The sequence below is a fragment of the Catellatospora sp. NPDC049111 genome, from assembly GCF_040648615.1.
GTDB classification, from domain to species: domain Bacteria; phylum Actinomycetota; class Actinomycetes; order Mycobacteriales; family Micromonosporaceae; genus Catellatospora; species Catellatospora aurea.
Map to the genome: position 1 here is coordinate 41,325 of NZ_JBEZEB010000009.1, position 15,495 is coordinate 56,819.

15 protein-coding genes are annotated in these 15,495 nt (G+C 71.1%); 8 read left to right on the forward strand and 7 right to left on the reverse strand.

Annotation, left to right across the window (positions count from 1 at the left end):
- The first annotated feature begins 113 nt into the window (after positions 1 to 113).
- Positions 114 to 287: a hypothetical protein gene (locus AB0B66_RS15615; protein ID WP_360529100.1), complete on the forward strand. Its 174-nt coding sequence runs from the start codon at positions 114 to 116 to the stop codon at positions 285 to 287.
- An 89-nt stretch (positions 288 to 376) separates the two neighbouring features.
- Here the strand turns inward: AB0B66_RS15615 and AB0B66_RS15620 are convergent, their stop codons facing one another.
- The 3 genes from AB0B66_RS15620 to AB0B66_RS15630 all read right to left on the reverse strand — a co-directional run bounded on the left by AB0B66_RS15620 (position 377) and on the right by AB0B66_RS15630 (position 2,906).
- A complete protein-coding gene (locus tag AB0B66_RS15620; protein ID WP_360529103.1) occupies positions 377 to 1,381 on the reverse strand; it encodes a pirin family protein in 1,005 nt (334 codons plus the stop codon).
- A 261-nt stretch (positions 1,382 to 1,642) separates the two neighbouring features.
- Complete coding sequence (locus tag AB0B66_RS15625; RefSeq protein ID WP_360529106.1) at positions 1,643 to 2,287, reverse strand: LysE family translocator; 645 nt, start codon at positions 2,285 to 2,287, stop codon at positions 1,643 to 1,645.
- 256 nt (positions 2,288 to 2,543) lie between these two features.
- Positions 2,544 to 2,906, reverse strand: a complete 363-nt coding sequence (locus AB0B66_RS15630) for a glyoxalase (RefSeq protein WP_360529109.1) — start codon at positions 2,904 to 2,906, stop codon at positions 2,544 to 2,546.
- 138 nt (positions 2,907 to 3,044) lie between these two features.
- Between AB0B66_RS15630 and acnA the strand changes: the two genes are divergently transcribed.
- Positions 3,045 to 5,783, forward strand: coding sequence for an aconitate hydratase AcnA (acnA, locus tag AB0B66_RS15635; RefSeq protein ID WP_360529112.1), 2,739 nt, complete (start codon positions 3,045 to 3,047; stop codon positions 5,781 to 5,783).
- A gap of 221 nt (positions 5,784 to 6,004) precedes the next feature.
- Positions 6,005 to 6,964 carry a pirin family protein gene (locus tag AB0B66_RS15640; protein WP_360529115.1) on the forward strand — a complete coding sequence of 320 codons (960 nt, stop codon included), beginning with the start codon at positions 6,005 to 6,007 and terminating at the stop codon, positions 6,962 to 6,964.
- Positions 6,965 to 7,048: 84 nt separating this feature from the next.
- Here the strand turns inward: AB0B66_RS15640 and AB0B66_RS15645 are convergent, their stop codons facing one another.
- The 4 genes from AB0B66_RS15645 to AB0B66_RS15660 form a co-directional block, all read right to left on the reverse strand.
- Positions 7,049 to 7,651 carry a hypothetical protein gene (locus AB0B66_RS15645; RefSeq protein ID WP_360529118.1) on the reverse strand — a complete coding sequence of 201 codons (603 nt, stop codon included), beginning with the start codon at positions 7,649 to 7,651 and terminating at the stop codon, positions 7,049 to 7,051.
- Between the two features lie 145 nt (positions 7,652 to 7,796).
- Entirely contained in the window at positions 7,797 to 8,726 is a 930-nt protein-coding gene (locus tag AB0B66_RS15650; protein WP_360529121.1) for an RIO1 family regulatory kinase/ATPase, read from the reverse strand.
- Positions 8,727 to 9,023: 297 nt separating this feature from the next.
- Positions 9,024 to 9,692 (reverse strand): HAD family hydrolase, encoded by a 669-nt coding sequence (locus AB0B66_RS15655; RefSeq protein WP_203699328.1) that lies wholly within the window; start codon positions 9,690 to 9,692, stop codon positions 9,024 to 9,026.
- 83 nt (positions 9,693 to 9,775) lie between these two features.
- Positions 9,776 to 11,179, reverse strand: coding sequence for a DUF2637 domain-containing protein (locus AB0B66_RS15660; protein WP_360529124.1), 1,404 nt, complete (start codon positions 11,177 to 11,179; stop codon positions 9,776 to 9,778).
- Positions 11,180 to 11,389: 210 nt separating this feature from the next.
- Here AB0B66_RS15660 and AB0B66_RS15665 point away from each other — a divergent pair, with 210 nt between their 5' ends.
- From AB0B66_RS15665 to AB0B66_RS15685, 5 genes are all read left to right on the forward strand, one after another.
- On the forward strand, positions 11,390 to 11,962 hold the full coding sequence (locus AB0B66_RS15665) for a helix-turn-helix domain-containing protein (protein WP_360529127.1): 573 nt from the start codon (positions 11,390 to 11,392) through the stop codon (positions 11,960 to 11,962).
- 470 nt (positions 11,963 to 12,432) lie between these two features.
- Positions 12,433 to 13,191 carry a dimethylargininase gene (gene ddaH, locus AB0B66_RS15670; RefSeq protein WP_360529130.1) on the forward strand — a complete coding sequence of 253 codons (759 nt, stop codon included), beginning with the start codon at positions 12,433 to 12,435 and terminating at the stop codon, positions 13,189 to 13,191.
- A gap of 47 nt (positions 13,192 to 13,238) precedes the next feature.
- A complete protein-coding gene (locus tag AB0B66_RS15675; RefSeq protein ID WP_360529133.1) occupies positions 13,239 to 14,165 on the forward strand; it encodes a TIGR04222 domain-containing membrane protein in 927 nt (308 codons plus the stop codon).
- On the forward strand, positions 14,162 to 15,001 hold the full coding sequence (locus tag AB0B66_RS15680) for a DUF692 domain-containing protein (RefSeq protein ID WP_360529136.1): 840 nt from the start codon (positions 14,162 to 14,164) through the stop codon (positions 14,999 to 15,001). The genes AB0B66_RS15675 and AB0B66_RS15680 overlap by 4 nt, the downstream gene beginning before the upstream one ends.
- Positions 14,998 to 15,492: a hypothetical protein gene (locus tag AB0B66_RS15685; protein WP_360529139.1), complete on the forward strand. Its 495-nt coding sequence runs from the start codon at positions 14,998 to 15,000 to the stop codon at positions 15,490 to 15,492. Before AB0B66_RS15680 ends, AB0B66_RS15685 begins: the two co-directional genes overlap by 4 nt.
- The last annotated feature ends 3 nt before the right edge of the window (positions 15,493 to 15,495 follow it).

Here is a 15,495-nt window from a genome sequence, read left to right on the forward strand (position 1 = left end):
CCGACCGTGGTCCTCCGGAAGCAGGGCCACCCTTGCCACATGTCGGGTATTAGCTATCAAATAGTCCTAATCGGTCGATACACCTCCGCGACCGCTACCGGAAGGTGGGTCCCATGGATGCCATCACCGAACTGCTGACCAGCATCAACGACCTGCTGGCCAGCCTGATCTCCATCGTGCTCGGCGGCGCCGCACCCGGCCTGCCCGTCGACCCGAGCCTCCCGCCCGTACCCGGCCTGCCCGAACTCCCCGTCCCCGGCCTCCCGCCCCTGCCCCCGGTCCCGTGACGACGGCCCGAGAGCAAGGAAGGGCACCTTCTTAACGCTCCGCGTTGAAGAAGGTGCCCTTCTTAACCTTTACGACCCGAAGGCCCTGCTCAGAGGACGTCGTGGCCCGGGTGGTCGCCCTCGCCGACGTCGACCCGGCGCGGCTCGCTCGGGATCACGCCCAGCTTGCCCGCCTGGTAGTCCTCGAACGCCTGGATCAGCTCGGCCTTGGTGTTCATCACGAACGGGCCGTAGGCCATCACCGGCTCGCGGATCGGCAGGCCGCCGAGGATCAGCACGTCCATGCCGGCCGCGTTGCGGCTCTCCTGCGACGCGTCGGCCGCGACGGTGATCACGTCACCGGCCCCGTACACCGCGAGGTCGCCCAGCTTCACCGGCCGCTTGTCGGCGCCCACCGAACCCGACCCGGCCAGCGTGTACACCAGCGCATTGAAGTCCGGCCGCCACGGCAGCCGCAGCTGCGCCCCCGGCGCGAGCGTGGCGTGCACCAGTGCGATCGGGGTGTGCGTGATGCCCGGCCCGGAGTAGCCTGCCACCTCACCGGCGATGACGCGCAGCAGCACCCCGCCGTCGGGCGAGCTGAGCAGCGACACCTGACCGGCCCGGATGTCCTGGTAACGCGGCGGCGACATCTTCATCTTGGCGGGTAGGTTGACCCACAGCTGGAAGCCGTGGAACAGGCCGCCCGACATGACCAGCTCCTCTGGCGGCGCCTCGATGTGCAGCAGGCCGCTGCCGGCCGTCATCCACTGGGTGTCGCCGTCGGAGATCAGGCCGCCGCCGCCGTGCGAGTCCTGGTGCCGGAAGATGCCGTCGAGCAGGTAGGTGACCGTCTCGAAGCCCCGGTGCGGGTGCCACGGGGTCCCCTTCGGCTCACCGGGTGCGTACTCGACCTCACCCATCTGGTCCATGTGGATGAACGGGTCCAGGGCCTTCAGGTCGACGCCCGCGAACGCGCGGCGGACCGGGAACCCCTCCCCCTCGAACCCCGACGGCGCGGCGGTCACCGACGTGACCTTCCGCTCGACCGCGGCCTCACCCGGCACGGGCACCCGGGGCAGCACCAACAGGTCATCGACGGTAACGGCAGGCATGACGCCCTCCCTCTGTACTAGCGTTTCCCCTGACAAGATAGTTGAACAGTCAACGATCCTCCAACATTCCCACCACCCCCGTCGCGTCGATCATGAACTTATGGACGTGTTCGACCCCCGTCGCGTCGATCATGAACTTATGGACGTGTTCGACGGCGTGTCTGTGCCATAACTTCATGATCGACTCGGGCCGGCGGGGCGGTGGGTGGGCGGTTGGGTGGGCGGTTGGGTGGGCGGTTGGGTGGGCGGTTGGGTGGGCGGTCAGGCGGGGGTGGGGCGGGCGTGGTCGGTGGCCATGCGGACGGCGAGCGCGCCGAGGACGGTGCCCATCAGGTAGCGCTGGACGCGCAGCCATACCTGGCGGCCGGAGAGCAAGCCCGCGATCGTGCCCGCGGCCAGCGCGATCAGCCCGTTGACGGTGACCGCGACCACGATCTGCACCGCGCCGAGCAGGAAGCCCTGCGCCAGCACATGCCCAGCCGCCGGGTCGATGAACTGCGGGATCAGCGACAGGTACATGATGGCGATCTTGGGGTTGAGCAGGTTGGTGATCAGCCCCATCGTGAACAGCCGCCGGTTCGAGTCCGGCGGCAGCGCCGCCGGCTCGAACACCGACACCCCACCGGGCCGCAGCGCCTGGAAAGCCAACCAGCCGAGGTACGCCGCACCGGCGAGCTTCACCGCGAGGTAGAGCGACGGCACCGCCACGAACAGCGCCGAGAGCCCCAGGTTCGTGGCCACCAGGTAGACGAGGAAGCCCGCCGCGACACCGGCCAGCGAGATCAGCCCCGCCCGCCGTCCCTGGGTGATGCTGCGCGAGACGAGATACATCATGTTCGGCCCCGGGGTGAGCACCATGGCCAGCGCCACCGCGAACACCCCGAGAACCGCGCCCGAAGAGATCATGATCGGATCGTCCCACCGCCCGACGCCGCTGGTGGAGCACCAATCCGGATCGGGTGGCCTGCGCGCGAACCGCCGCCCCCGCAGGCGGTTCGGCGCGCAGGCCACCCGACATCCCACGGGCCACTCGGCACACCCCGGCCCATCGAGATCAGGTTTAATCGATCATGAAGTTGTGGCAGCGACACACCGTCGAACACGGCCACAAGTTCATGATCGACGCGGTCGGGGGGTCTCGATCGACGCGAGAGGGAGCGCGTCAGGCGGGGTCGACCAGGACGAATTCGAGGCGGTTGGCGTGGGGGTCTTCGGTGTGGAAGCGGCGGATGCCGGGGACCTCGTCGTTGCCCCAGGTCACCGGGTAGCCCGCCGACTCCAGGCGGGTGGCGAGGGTGTCGAGGTCGGGGCGCAGCAGGGCGGGATGGGCCTTGCGGGCGGGGCGGAAGTCGTCCTCGACGCCGAGGTGCAGCTCGCTGCCGTACTCGTCGATGAACCAGCAGCCACCGCGGACCGCGAGCGCCGCGGGTTTGGGTTTCTCGGTCATGCCGAGGACGCCGACGTAGAAGCCGCGCAGCACGTCCTCGCTGCCCCGGGGGCAGGCGACCTGTACGTGGTGAATCACATCCCGGAGTCTGGCACGGACTTGCGCCTTAAACAAGACGGACGTACGGTTTGAGTGACGCCGCCGCAGGCAGTAAGCCTTGCCTTACCTGCCCACGTGTCGGCCTCTGCGAAAGACTCAGGTGGTAACAGACCCGCTGTGAAGGAGTACGACGTGGCGAGCCTCGACACGTTCGGTGCCAAGAGTGAGCTGCGCGTCGGTGACGCGGGCTACGAGATCTTCCAGATCGACAAGGTGGAGGGCCACGAGCGGCTGCCCTTCAGCCTCAAGATCCTGCTGGAGAACCTCCTGCGCACCGAAGACGGCGCCAACATCACCGCCGATCACATCCGCGCGCTGGGTGGTTGGGACCCGACCGCCGAGCCCAGCGTGGAGATCCAGTTCACGCCCGCCCGCGTCCTCATGCAGGACTTCACCGGCGTGCCCTGCGTGGTCGACCTGGCCACCATGCGCGAGGCCGTCCGCGACCTGGGCGGCGACGCCTCGAAGGTCAACCCGCTGGCCCCGGCCGAGCTGGTCATCGACCACTCGGTCATCGCCGACGTGTTCGGCCGCCAGGACGCCTTCGAGCGCAACGTCGAGATCGAGTACGGCCGCAACCAGGAGCGCTACCAGTTCCTGCGCTGGGGCCAGACCGCGTTCAACGAGTTCAAGGTCGTCCCGCCGGGCACCGGCATCGTGCACCAGGTGAACATCGAGCACCTGGCCCGCGTGATCATGCCGCGCAACGGCCAGGCCTACCCGGACACCGTGGTCGGCACCGACTCGCACACCACGATGGTCAACGGCCTGGGCGTGCTGGGCTGGGGCGTCGGCGGCATCGAGGCCGAGGCCGCGATGCTCGGCCAGCCGGTCAGCATGCTGATCCCGAAGGTCGTCGGCTTCAAGCTGTTCGGCGAGCTGCCCTCGGGCGCGACCGCCACCGACCTGGTGCTCACCATCACCCAGCAGCTGCGCAAGCACGGCGTGGTCGGCAAGTTCGTCGAGTTCTACGGCCCCGGCGTGACCTCGGTGCCGCTGGCCAACCGCGCCACCATCGGCAACATGAGCCCCGAGTTCGGCTCCACCTGCGCCATCTTCCCGATCGACGCGGAGACCATCGCCTACCTGGAGCTGACCGGCCGCCCGGCCGAGCAGATCGCGCTGGTCGAGGCGTACGCCAAGCAGCAGGGCCTGTGGCACGACCCGTCGGTCGAGCCGGCCTACTCCGAGTACCTGGAGCTGGACCTGGCGACCGTCGTGCCGAGCATCGCCGGCCCGAAGCGCCCGCAGGACCGGGTCGAGCTGACCAACGCCAAGACCGCGTTCCGCTCGGTGCTGCCCGACTACGTCAAGGACGAGGAGGAGGACGAGGCCGGCAAGGAGAGCTTCCCGGCATCGGACTCCCCTGCGCAGAGCCTCACCCGGGCCAGCAACCCCACGCCGGTCACCGCGGCCGACGGCTCGACCTACCACCTCGACCACGGCGCGGTCGTGATCGCCTCGATCACCTCCTGCACCAACACGTCGAACCCGCAGGTCATGCTGGGCGCGGCGCTGCTGGCCAAGAAGGCCGTCGAGCGGGGCCTGCACGCCAAGCCGTGGGTGAAGACCACGCTGGCGCCCGGCTCCAAGGTCGTCATGGACTACTACGCCAAGGCCGGTCTGGTGCCGTACCTGGAGAAGCTCGGCTTCCACCTGGTCGGCTACGGCTGCGTGACCTGCATCGGCAACTCCGGCCCGCTGCCGGAGGAGATCAGCGCCGCGGTCAACGAGGCCGACCTCGCCGTGGTGTCGGTGCTGTCCGGCAACCGCAACTTCGAGGGCCGGATCAACCCCGACGTCAAGATGAACTACCTGGCGTCCCCGCCGCTGGTCGTGGCGTACGCCATCGCCGGCACGATGGACATCGACCTGTCCAGCGACCCGCTGGGCACCGACGCCGACGGGCAGCCGGTGTACCTGCGCGACATCTGGCCGACCCCGGCCGAGGTGCAGGACACCATCAACGCCTCGATCTCGGCGGAGATGTTCACCAAGGACTACGCCGACGTGTTCGCCGGCGACGAGCGCTGGCAGGGCCTGCCGACGCCGACCGGTGACACGTTCGCCTGGGCAGGTGACTCGACGTACGTGCGCAAGCCCCCTTACTTCGAGGGCATGGCGGCGCAGCCGGGGCCGGTCAGCGACATCGCGGGCGCGAAGGTGCTGGCGAAGCTGGGCGACTCGGTGACCACCGACCACATCTCCCCCGCCGGTTCCATCAAGGCCGACTCCCCGGCCGGCAAGTACCTGGCCGAGCACGGGGTGGAGCGCAAGGACTTCAACTCGTACGGTTCCCGCCGCGGCAACCACGAGGTGATGATCCGGGGCACCTTCGCCAACATCCGCCTGCGCAACCAGATCGCGCCCGGCACCGAGGGCGGCTTCACCCGCGACTTCACCGTCGCGGACGCCCCGGTCAGCACGATCTACGACGCCAGCCAGAACTACCAGGCGGCCGGCATCCCGCTGGTCATCCTGGCGGGCAAGGAGTACGGCTCCGGTTCGTCGCGCGACTGGGCCGCCAAGGGCACGGCGCTGCTGGGCGTCAAGGCCGTCATCGCCGAGTCGTACGAGCGCATCCACCGCTCGAACCTCATCGGCATGGGTGTGTTGCCGCTGCAGTACCCGGCCGGTCAGACCGCCGTCTCGCTCGGCCTGACCGGCACCGAGACCTTCACCTTCACCGGCGTGGAGGCCCTGAACGAGGGCACCACCCCGAAGACGGTCAAGGTCACCACCGACACCGGGGTCACCTTCGACGCGGTCGTCCGCATCGACACCCCCGGTGAGGCGGACTACTACCGCCACGGCGGCATCCTCCAGTACGTCCTCCGCCGGATGCTCGCGAGCTGACCAGTCCGCGTGAGGGCAAGGAAGGGCACCTTCTTAACGCTATGCGTTGTAGAAGGTGCCCTTCCTTCACATCCGGCCGCCGGGCGCACCGCGTTCGGCCGTCGGCGTCACGCGCCACCAAGCAGGTAAACGAAGCGAAGCCGACGACTGGCCTGTGACGTCGGCTGAGAGGCCGAACGCCGCAGCCGCCGGAGGCGGCTGCCAGCAGTACAGTTAGTTGAATGAGCAACGTTGAGACGGCGCCCGTCGAGACCGCCTGCGGGCACGAGCCGGTGCCGGACGGGCCGACGCACGAGCTGCTCCCCGGCCGCGAGGTGGTGCTGGGCGGGCCGCGCGGCATGATGGTCAGCCGTACGCTGCCGCACAAGGACCGGCGCATGGTCGGCGCGTGGTGCTTCGTCGACCAGTACGGCCCGGCCGACCACGACATGCGCGTCGCGCCCCACCCGCACACCGGTCTGCAGACCGTCACCTGGCTGGTCCAGGGCGAGGTGCTGCACCGCGACAGCGTCGGCAGCGAGGCGCTGGTCAGGCCCGGCCAGCTCAACCTGATGACGGCCGGGCACGGCATCTCGCACTCCGAGGAGTCGCCCGTCCCGCGCACGGAACCCCTGCACGGCGTGCAGTTGTGGGTCGCCCTGCCGGACGCGGCACGCTCGGCCGCCCCGGCCTTCGAGCACCACCCCGACCTGCCCGTCGTCGAGCTGGACGGGGCCGTCCTGACGGTGATCATGGGCGAGCTGGTCGGCGCGGTGTCGCCGGCGACGGCGTACACCCCGCTGGTCGGCGCGGAAGCCGCACTGGCAGCGGGATCGGCGATCACCCTGCCGCTGCGCGGCGATTTCGAGTACGCGGCGCTGGTGCTCGACGGCGCCGCGCACGTCGACGGCGTACCGCTGGAGCCCGGCACCCTGCTCTACCTCGGCCGCGAGCGGACCGCCCTCGACCTGGCCGCCGACGGACCGGCCCGGGTGCTGCTGCTCGGCGGCGAGCCGTTCGAGGAGGAGATCGTGATGTGGTGGAACTTCGTCGGGCGCAGCCACGACGACGTCGCCGCCGCACGCGAGCAGTGGATGGCGGCCGACCCGCGCTTCGGCACGGTGACCGGCTACGACGGTGCGCCCCTGCCCGCTCCGGTGCTGCCCAACGCCCAGCTCAAACCCCGCGGCCGCGTTCGCTGACCCATCTGGCGGCAGGCTCCGCCGAGAGGGCCGTGGCCGGCCGGAGCACGTGCCCGGCCGGAGCACGGTCGGGCACGGCCCGCGTCACGCGGACGGCGGGCCGAAGGTCGGCGGCGTCTCGCGGAGTTGGCGCTGCATCGGGGCCGCCTCGGTCAGGTCGATCACCGGCACGCCGGGTGCGAAGTAGCCCGCCGCCGTGGTCAGCGCCGCCTTGTCCAACTGCCAGCCGAACGCCGGCCGGCTCGCCAGCACGACCTCGGTCGGCACGTGCCAGATCGTGGCGGCCACGCTCGCCGGCATGGACGGCCGCAGCGGCGCGACCCCGTCGACGCCCTGGACCCCGACGTACGTGGTGACGAACAGGCCCTGGTGCACCCGGAACAGGTAGATCTCGCTGATCGCCGACCAGGGTACGAAGGCGCTGGTCCGGGCGTAGATCGGCGGGCGCCCGCCGAACAGGACGCCGTCGGCGTCGACCCGCAGGCCCGGCTTGCCGCCCAGGATCAGCGGCAGGTACAGGGCGAGCAGCGTGCCCGGCAGCGCCAGCCCGCCCGCGATCAGCACCACCCGGACGTCCTCGCTCCAGCCCGGCAGCAGGCCCGCGACGGCCGCGAGCACTCCGACGGCCAGCATGGACTTGGTCAGCCGGCCGAACCGGAACGGGGCGGTGTACGTGAACGACGACATCGGGAGATCATCGCGGCCCGCCGCGATCATGACAAGACCCCGTTCAGCCCGGGCAAGATCCGCCGACTTGCCTGGCAATCGGGCGTATCTTGAACGCCCTTTCGCCCGATTGCCAGGCAAGTCCAACGAGCACGGCCGCGCGGGGTCAGGTCCGCATGCCGGCTTCGGCGAGGAGTTCGGCGGTCAGGGCCGCCTCGTCCAGGCCGGTCAGGCCGCGGGCGGTGAACCACGTGGCCACGTTGTGCACATCGCGGGTCAGGAACCGCTTGCCCTGCGGATTGGCCACCACGTCCACGATCTGCGGCAGGTCGATGATGACCAGCCGCCCCTCGTGCACGAGGATGTTGTACGGCGACAGGTCGCCGTGCGCGTACCCCGCGCGGGCCAGCACCGTCAGGCCCAGCACGAGCTGCGCCCACAGGTCGGCCAGCCCGGCCTCGTCGGTGCGCACCTGGGCCAGCCGCGGCGCGGCGGTGCCGTCGGGCGCGCCGATGAACTCCTGCAGCACCTCGGTGCCCAGGATCTGCACCGGGTACGGCGTGAACGGCGCGACGTCGAGCTGCCGCGCGATCTCCCACAGCCGGGCCAGCGCGCCGAACTCGGCCGCCGCCCACTGCCCGGCGATGGCCTCCTTGCCGAACGCGCTGCGGTTGGCCATGGCCCGGTTGACCCGGGACTCCTTGTCCCGACGGCCCTCCAGGTAGCCCGCGTCGCGGTGGAACATGCGGTGGTCGTGGCTGCGGTAGCGCTTTGCCGCCAGCAGGCAGCCGCGGTCGGTGCCGGGAACGTGGCGGTGCAGCAGGAAGACGTCGGCCTCCTTGCCGGTCTTCAGCACTCCGCGCTCCACGTCGACCGCGGCCAGCTCGGTGACGAGCCAGTCGGGGTGGGGCAGCGGCCCGCGCTCGGTGGGCGTCGACAGGTCCCAGGTGGACCAGCGGTCACCGAATTCGGGCTTGTCGGGGGTCTCGTCCCACTCGACTTCTTCGGCGTACGACTTCTCGAAGGTCAGTTCGTCGTCGTCGAAACGGTTCCGGCGGTTGACGCGGCCGGAGCGCGGAAAGTCGTGCTCTCGCACTGGAAAAGCTCCTCGGTCGGAGAGAAGAAGAAGAAAGAGGCGAAATGCGCGCAGCGCACAGCGACGGCAACCATTCGGCTCAACTCCCTTCTCTCCCGACCCGGATCAGTTCCGGGATCTCGCACAACGCGGACGAGTCTTCCCTCGACCCACTGATCCTGTCAACCGATTTTCCGCAGCGACCCGCATCACACGCGCCCGGCCTCACCCACAGGCATCGATCATGAAGTTATGGCAGCGACACACCGTCGAACACTGCCATAAGTTCATGATCAACCCGAAAAGACCGGCAGGACGTCAGCGGGCCATGCGGTGGGGTGGGTCGGCGGCGAGGACGGCTGCCACGGCCTGGATGGCGCCTTCGACGATGCGGGTGGGGCCGAAGCGGCGTTCGGTCCACTGGCGGCCGCGGTGGATCCAGACGCTGGGGATGCCGATCGTGGTCGCGCCGCCGATGTCGGCTTCGGGGCTGTCGCCGATCATCCAGGCGCCACGCAGCCGCATCCGGGCCCGCTCCGCGGCGATCTCGAAGATGCGCGGGTTGGGTTTGCGGCAGTCGACCTCCTGCGAGACCACCCAGTCGGCCACGAAGCGGTCCAGGCCGGTACGCCGGATCTTGGCTTCCTGCTGGCGGGTCTCGCCGTTGGTGACTATCACCGGCACCCAGCCCGCCTCGGCGGCGATGCGCAGCGCGGCACCGACCATCGGGTCCAGCCGGGTCGCCTCGATCTGCCCCTCGTGCAACTCCTCCACCAGGTCAACGACGGAGTTGCGCAGTCGATAGCGGTCGCGGATCGCGTCGGCCAGGTCCCAGCGCGAGGTCAGGCCGTCCGCGTCGGCGTCCACCAGCCAGTCGATGTCGTACGGCGGGGCGCTGATCTCGGACAGGAACCGAGTACCCCACATCCGGAAGGCGCCCTCGCGGTCGACCAGTGTGTTGTCGAGGTCCAACAGCAACAGAGGCACGCGGGCACCTTACGTGACTCAGGACACGCTGGTGAAGCCCCCCTTTGTGCGGGAAACCTCGCGGTAACGAAATCGATGCCTGGTCACGCCAGATCCGCGTCCACGCCGATGGTGTCCCGCTGGCGAGCTGCCTTGATCTGGTTGCGGGCCCAGTTCTCACTCGGCGTGCGCCCGTACTCCTGGGCCGTCCATTCGCGGACGAAGGCCGGGCTGACCTGCTCACCGCGCGACAGCGCCTCGGTGATCATCCGCTGGACCGGCTCCTGGAGGTGGTTGAGCATGCCGCGTGAGGTGATCTCGCTGGTGTCCGACAGGGGCCGGTGGCCCATCGGCTCGCGGCCGGTCGGGGCGCTCCACGCCGACTCCAGGGTGGCCCGCAGGTCCCGGCCCAGGATCGTGCCGCGCTCGTCACGTTCGGGAACGAGGTCCTGGGACATCGGCTCGGGTTCTGGCTGGTGGGGCGCGGGCGGCGGCTCGGGGAAGTCCTCCGGCTGGGGCGTCGGCTGGTAGACCGCCTGCGGCGGGTACGGCTGGTAGCCGTTCGGCTGGTGCCCGTTCGACTGGTGCCCGTTCTGCGGGATCGGCGCGGACTGGTGCGGCACGGGCAGGTGCGGCACCTGCGGCGACGAGCCCGGCGCGGCTCCGGAACGCCAGCTCGCCGAGCGGGCCCGGCGCACCTCGGCTCGGGCGTGCACCTCGACCAGCTTGGCCTGCTGCTCCTCACGGACCAGCTGCGCGCCGTACAGGCGGCGCTGGCGCTTGGCCTCGCGGGTGTCCTCCAGGTGCGTCAGCGCGTTGCGCACGCTGGGCCGCAGGCCCTCCGCCGGCGGGTGCACGATCCAGGCCCGGCGGGCCGCGAACGTGGAGATCGGGGCGTAGAACCAACGCTGGCCGAAGCGCGGGTAGCGGGTCTTGAGCGCCACCTCGTCGTCGTAGCCGGCCATGAACTGGTCCAGCAGCTCGTGGAACATCGCCATGCCCGCGAAGGACAGGAACGCCAGGTAGAGGCCCGCCCAGATGGACCACTTGTCGCGGCCGTGCACGAAGTTCAGGGTCGCCGACACGGTCGCGGCGGCGAGCACGATCTTGTATGCCCGGCCGGGGTGCCGCCCGCGCTTGACGGCGACGAACGCCCACGCGCCGAAGGAGATGCTGATGCCGTCGAGGCTGAGCGGCACCAGGATGTTGGTCCAGTGGTCCCAGCCCATGACGTCGTTGGCGAAGCCGGTGAGGCCGATGAAGGACACGCCCATCACGGCGAGCCAGACCAGCAGCGTCGGGATCAGCGCGGCCAGGAACAGGCCGGTGTCCTTGGCCTTGTCCGCGCGGGTGGCGTACGCCCCCGGGTTGGCCAGCCGCATGCCGCGCCGCCGCCCGGCCGAGCGGGCCAGCGGCACCCCGATCAGCAGGGAGATCGTCAGGATCGAGACCACCAGGACCATCACCCACGTGTCCACGTAGGTGGTGGTCAACAGCTCCAGGTCCACAGGTCGCACCTTCCCCGGCGGGCCGCAGACCTGTTGGCCTGCAGGCGTTTCGCACGGCGTCGCCATACTGTCCCCGACGCTCAACGCGCGCCGGACGCGGAGGATTCTTCCATGCGCGGGTTTCGCGCGCATCGCGTCCGAGATCCGTCACCGGGCGTCAAGCCGTACGTACGGATTGCGTGTGCGGGGCCGACCTGCGAAGATCGGCATGTGCCCAGGGTGAGTCAGGATCAACTCGACGCGCGCCGCCACGAGATCCTCGCCGCGGCCCGTGCCTGCTTCGCCCGTTACGGCTACGAGGGCGCCACGGTGCGCCGCCTGGAGCAGGCGACCGGATTGTCCCGGGGCGCGATCTTCCACCACTTCCGCGACAAGGACTCGCTGTTCCTGGCCGTCGCCGAGGACGACGCGGTCGAGATGGCCGCCACCGTCGCCGCGAACGGCCTGGTGCAGGTGATGCGGGATCTGCTGGCCCACGCCCAGGACCCCGACGCGGCCGGCTGGCTCGGCACGCAGCTGGAGGTGGCCCGGCGGCTGCGCACGGACCCGGCGTTCGCCAAGCGGTGGGCCCAGCACAGCGAGGCGATCGACACCGCGACCCGCGAGCGCCTGCAGCGCCAGGCGAGCGCGGGTGTGCTGCGCGAGGACGTGCCGATCGACGTGCTCGCGCACTTCCTGGAGCTGGCGTACGACGGGCTGGTCAAGCGGCTGGCGATGGGTGGCTCGGCCGACGACTTCGGCCCGGTGCTGGATCTGATCGAGGAGACGGTCCGCCGCCGCTGAAGCGGACGTTCGGGCGTTTCCGCCCCGCCGCCGACGCAACAGCGTGACCTGCTCCGGAAATGACGAAACCCGGGGGTTCCGCGCGGGTGCGCGGGCCGGCTGGACAAACCGGACATTCCCCCGGGAATCGGGTGGCTCCCTTGGATTCGCCAGGGCCGCTGACACACGGCCTCGACGCTCCAGTCGAACCTTCAGGTATCGACAGAAGTGCAGTCGATGACAGCCGCCTAGCGGGCAGCCACCTCACGTGTCCTGTAGCTACTCAAAGCTGGACCACCTCCTTTCCCGTGTACCGCCGACACTATCCACGAGATCCAGGGATCGACAAGATATTTTCTGGCGGGCATCCGGGCGCTACAGTGCCACCCCATGGGCGCCCTCAAACCTTGGCATCTGCTGCTCGGCGGCACCGTCTGCTGCGCGACCGTGGTGGTGGTCGCTCTGGTGGTCTTCCTGGTAATGCGTAAGAAATGAGAACCGCCCTGGTCCGCGAGCCGAGTTCCCGGCTCGCCGACGGCATCGTGACCCACATCGGCCGCAGCGAGATCGACCTGTCCCTGGCCCGCGCCCAGCACATGGCGTACGCCGACGCGCTGGCCTCGGCCGGCTGGGAGGTCTACCCCGCCCCGGCCGCTGACGACTGCCCGGACTCGGTGTTCGTCGAGGACGCGGTCGTGGTGGTGGACGACCTCGCCGTGCTGACCCACCCCGGCGCCCCGGCCCGCCGAGGCGAGGTGGCCGGGGTCGAGCAGGCCGTGCTGGAACTGGACCTGCGCACCGCGCGCATCACGGAGCCGGGCACCCTGGAGGGCGGCGACGTGCTCCAGGTCGGCACGACCGTCTACGTCGGACGCGGCGGGCGTACCAACGCCGAGGGCATCCGGCAGCTGCGGGCGCTGCTCGCCCCGCTCGGCCGTACCGTGGTCGCGGTGCCGCTGGGCGAGGTGCTGCACCTGAAGTCCGCGGTGACCGCGCTGCCCGACGGCACCTTCCTGGCCCTGCCCCACCTGGTGCCGACCGGGCTGTTCCCGGCGGTGCGCCCCGTCGAGGAGGAGGGCGGCTGCCACGTGGTGCCGCTCGGCGGCGACCGGGTGCTGCTGGCCGCGTCCGCGCCGCGTACCGCCGAACTGCTCGGGGATCTGGGCTTCGCCCCGGTCGTGGTGGACATCGGCGAGTTCGAGAAGCTCGAAGGCTGCGTCACCTGCCTGAGCGTGCTGGTCTCCCGCTGATTGCTCCGATGGTCCATCATGAGGGCTCCCTCGTCGAAGGAGCTCCCATGGCGGACACCTGGGGCATCCCCGGTCCCACCTTCCTGCTGCTGTTCGCGCTCGCCGCGGTGGTCGTGCTGGTGGGCACGCTGATCCACCGGTCCCGCCTGTTCGCCGGGCCCGGCCAGGTCCGCGTGGACCAGCTGTCGCCGCAGCACACCGCGTACCTCAACGGCGGCGCGGCGCTGGCGGTGTACTCCTCGCTGACCTTCCTGCGCCAGAGCGGCGTCGTCGCGGCCGACGAGGCCGGGCGGCTCACCCGCACCGGCGGCCTGCCGCCGGGCGCGACCCCGCTGGACACGGCAGTCCTGCACGCCGTCGGCAACGGCCAGCGGGCCAAGGAGCTGCACACCGACCGCTCCGTGGCCGAGGCGCTGGCCGCGATCGGCGAGGAGCTGCGCCGCGGCGGCCTCACCGTCGGCCCCGACGTGGTGTCCCGCGCCCGGCGCGGCCCGCTGCTGCTGCTCGCCCTGTTCGCGGTGGGCGTGGTCCGGATCATCGCCGGGATCGCCAACGACCGCCCGGTGATGTTCCTGGTGCTGCTGGTCATCCCGGTCGGCATCGTCGGCCTGGTGCTGCTCGCCCGCAAGCCGCGGCGCACCAAGGCCGCCGAGAACGCGCTGTTCCAGGCCAAGCGCCACTTCAACCACCTGCGTCCGGCGTCGCGGCCCGCCTGGGACACCTACGGTCCCGCGCAGACCGCGCTGGCCGTCGGCCTGTTCGGCACCGCCGTGCTGTGGGCCGCCGACCCGGCCTTCGCCGGGGAGACCGAGATCCCGGAGCGCGACGACACCAGCGGCGCGTACGGCCCGTTCTACGGCGGCTCCGACGGCGGCGGTTCGAGCGGCGGCGACAGCGGTGGTTCCTCCTGCAGCAGCGGCTCTTCCTGCGGTGGCGGGGGTGGCTGCGGCGGCGGAGGCGGGTGCGGCGGATGACGCCGCTGGCCGGACGGGGCGTCGGCATCGGCTGGCGCCCCGAGATCTCCGGCTTCGTCGCCGAACTGCCCGGCCTGCGGTTCGTCGAGGTCATCGCCGAGTCGCTGCCGCACTCCGGTGAGCCGCCCGAGGCGCTGGCCCGGCTGCTCGCGGCCGGGGTCGCGGTGGTGCCGCACGGCGTGAAACTGTCCCTCGGCGGGGCCGAACCGGTCGACCCGCACCGGGTCGAGCACCTGGCGCAGGCCGCCCGCGCCGTCGGCGCGCCGCTGGTCAGCGAGCACATCGCGTACGTCCGAGCGGGCGGGGTCGAGGCCGGTCACCTGCTGCCGCTGCCGCGCTGCCGCGAGGCCGTCGACGCGGTGGTCGCCAACGTCGCGCGGACCACCGCGGAACTCGACGTGCCGCTGGCGCTGGAGCCGATCGCGGCGCTGTTCGAGTGGCCCGACGACGAGCTGACCGAGGCCGAGTTCCTCACCGAGATCCTGGAACGCACCGACGCGCTGCTGCTGCTCGACATCGCCAACGTGTACGCCAACGCGCTCAACCGCGGCGAAGACCCCGCCGACCTGCTGACCCGGCTCCCGCTGGAGCGCATGGCGTACGTCCACGTCGCCGGCGGCCGCCTGCACGAGGGCCGCTACCACGACACGCACACCGACCCGGTGCCCGGCGAGGTCCTGGAGCTGCTGGGCGAGCTCTGCGCGCGGCAGCGCCCGCCCGCGATCCTGCTCGAACGCGACGGCCTTTACCCGCCCGCCGCGGCCCTGCGCGCGGAGCTGGACGCCCTGTCCGCGGCGACCGGCTACCCCGCGATCACCGGCGCGGCACGCGCATGACCGGCCCTGGCGGCTCCGGTGCCGGCGGCTCCGGCCCCATGGCGGGCATCCCGGCTGCTGGTGTCGGGCTGGCGCGGCGGCAGGAGGAGCTGGTGCGGGCTCTGGTGGCGGGATCCGCCGTTCCTACGGGCTTCGACGCCGGGGCGGTGGCCGCGACGCAGACCGCGTTGCTGCGCAAGCGGGCCGAGGACGTGGCGCGCACATGGCCCCGGCTGGCCGCGTCAGCGGGACCTGGGCAGTGGGCCCGAGTGTTCTCGGCCTGGGCTGCGGGTCGCGCGCCGCAGGGGTCGCTGCGCGACGGCTGGGACTTCGCCCTGGCCCACCCACCCCGCGACGCCGCAGCGCGGCGGGAACTCGCGCTCCGCGACCTGCTGTGGACGTACGACGGCCAAACCGCCCCGCGCGCCCGCCGCGGTGCCGCCGTCCGCCTCCACGCAGGCGAACTGTTCCTCCGCTGGCGTGGCCGCGCCCTCACCTACCGCCCCCGCTGACCC

Bases quoted from the DNA above. Each gene is read 5' to 3' on its own strand.
- AB0B66_RS15615 (WP_360529100.1), top strand. From the start codon at position 114: ATGGATGCCATCACCGAACTGCTGACCAGCATCAACGACCTGCTGGCC.
- AB0B66_RS15620 (WP_360529103.1), bottom strand. From the start codon at position 1,381: ATGCCTGCCGTTACCGTCGATGACCTGTTGGTGCTGCCCCGGGTGCCC.
- AB0B66_RS15625 (WP_360529106.1), bottom strand. From the start codon at position 2,287: ATGATCTCTTCGGGCGCGGTTCTCGGGGTGTTCGCGGTGGCGCTGGCC.
- AB0B66_RS15640 (WP_360529115.1), top strand. From the start codon at position 6,005: ATGAGCAACGTTGAGACGGCGCCCGTCGAGACCGCCTGCGGGCACGAG.
- AB0B66_RS15645 (WP_360529118.1), bottom strand. From the start codon at position 7,651: ATGTCGTCGTTCACGTACACCGCCCCGTTCCGGTTCGGCCGGCTGACC.
- ddaH (WP_360529130.1), top strand. From the start codon at position 12,433: ATGAGAACCGCCCTGGTCCGCGAGCCGAGTTCCCGGCTCGCCGACGGC.
- AB0B66_RS15675 (WP_360529133.1), top strand. From the start codon at position 13,239: ATGGCGGACACCTGGGGCATCCCCGGTCCCACCTTCCTGCTGCTGTTC.
- AB0B66_RS15680 (WP_360529136.1), top strand. From the start codon at position 14,162: ATGACGCCGCTGGCCGGACGGGGCGTCGGCATCGGCTGGCGCCCCGAG.
- AB0B66_RS15685 (WP_360529139.1), top strand. From the start codon at position 14,998: ATGACCGGCCCTGGCGGCTCCGGTGCCGGCGGCTCCGGCCCCATGGCG.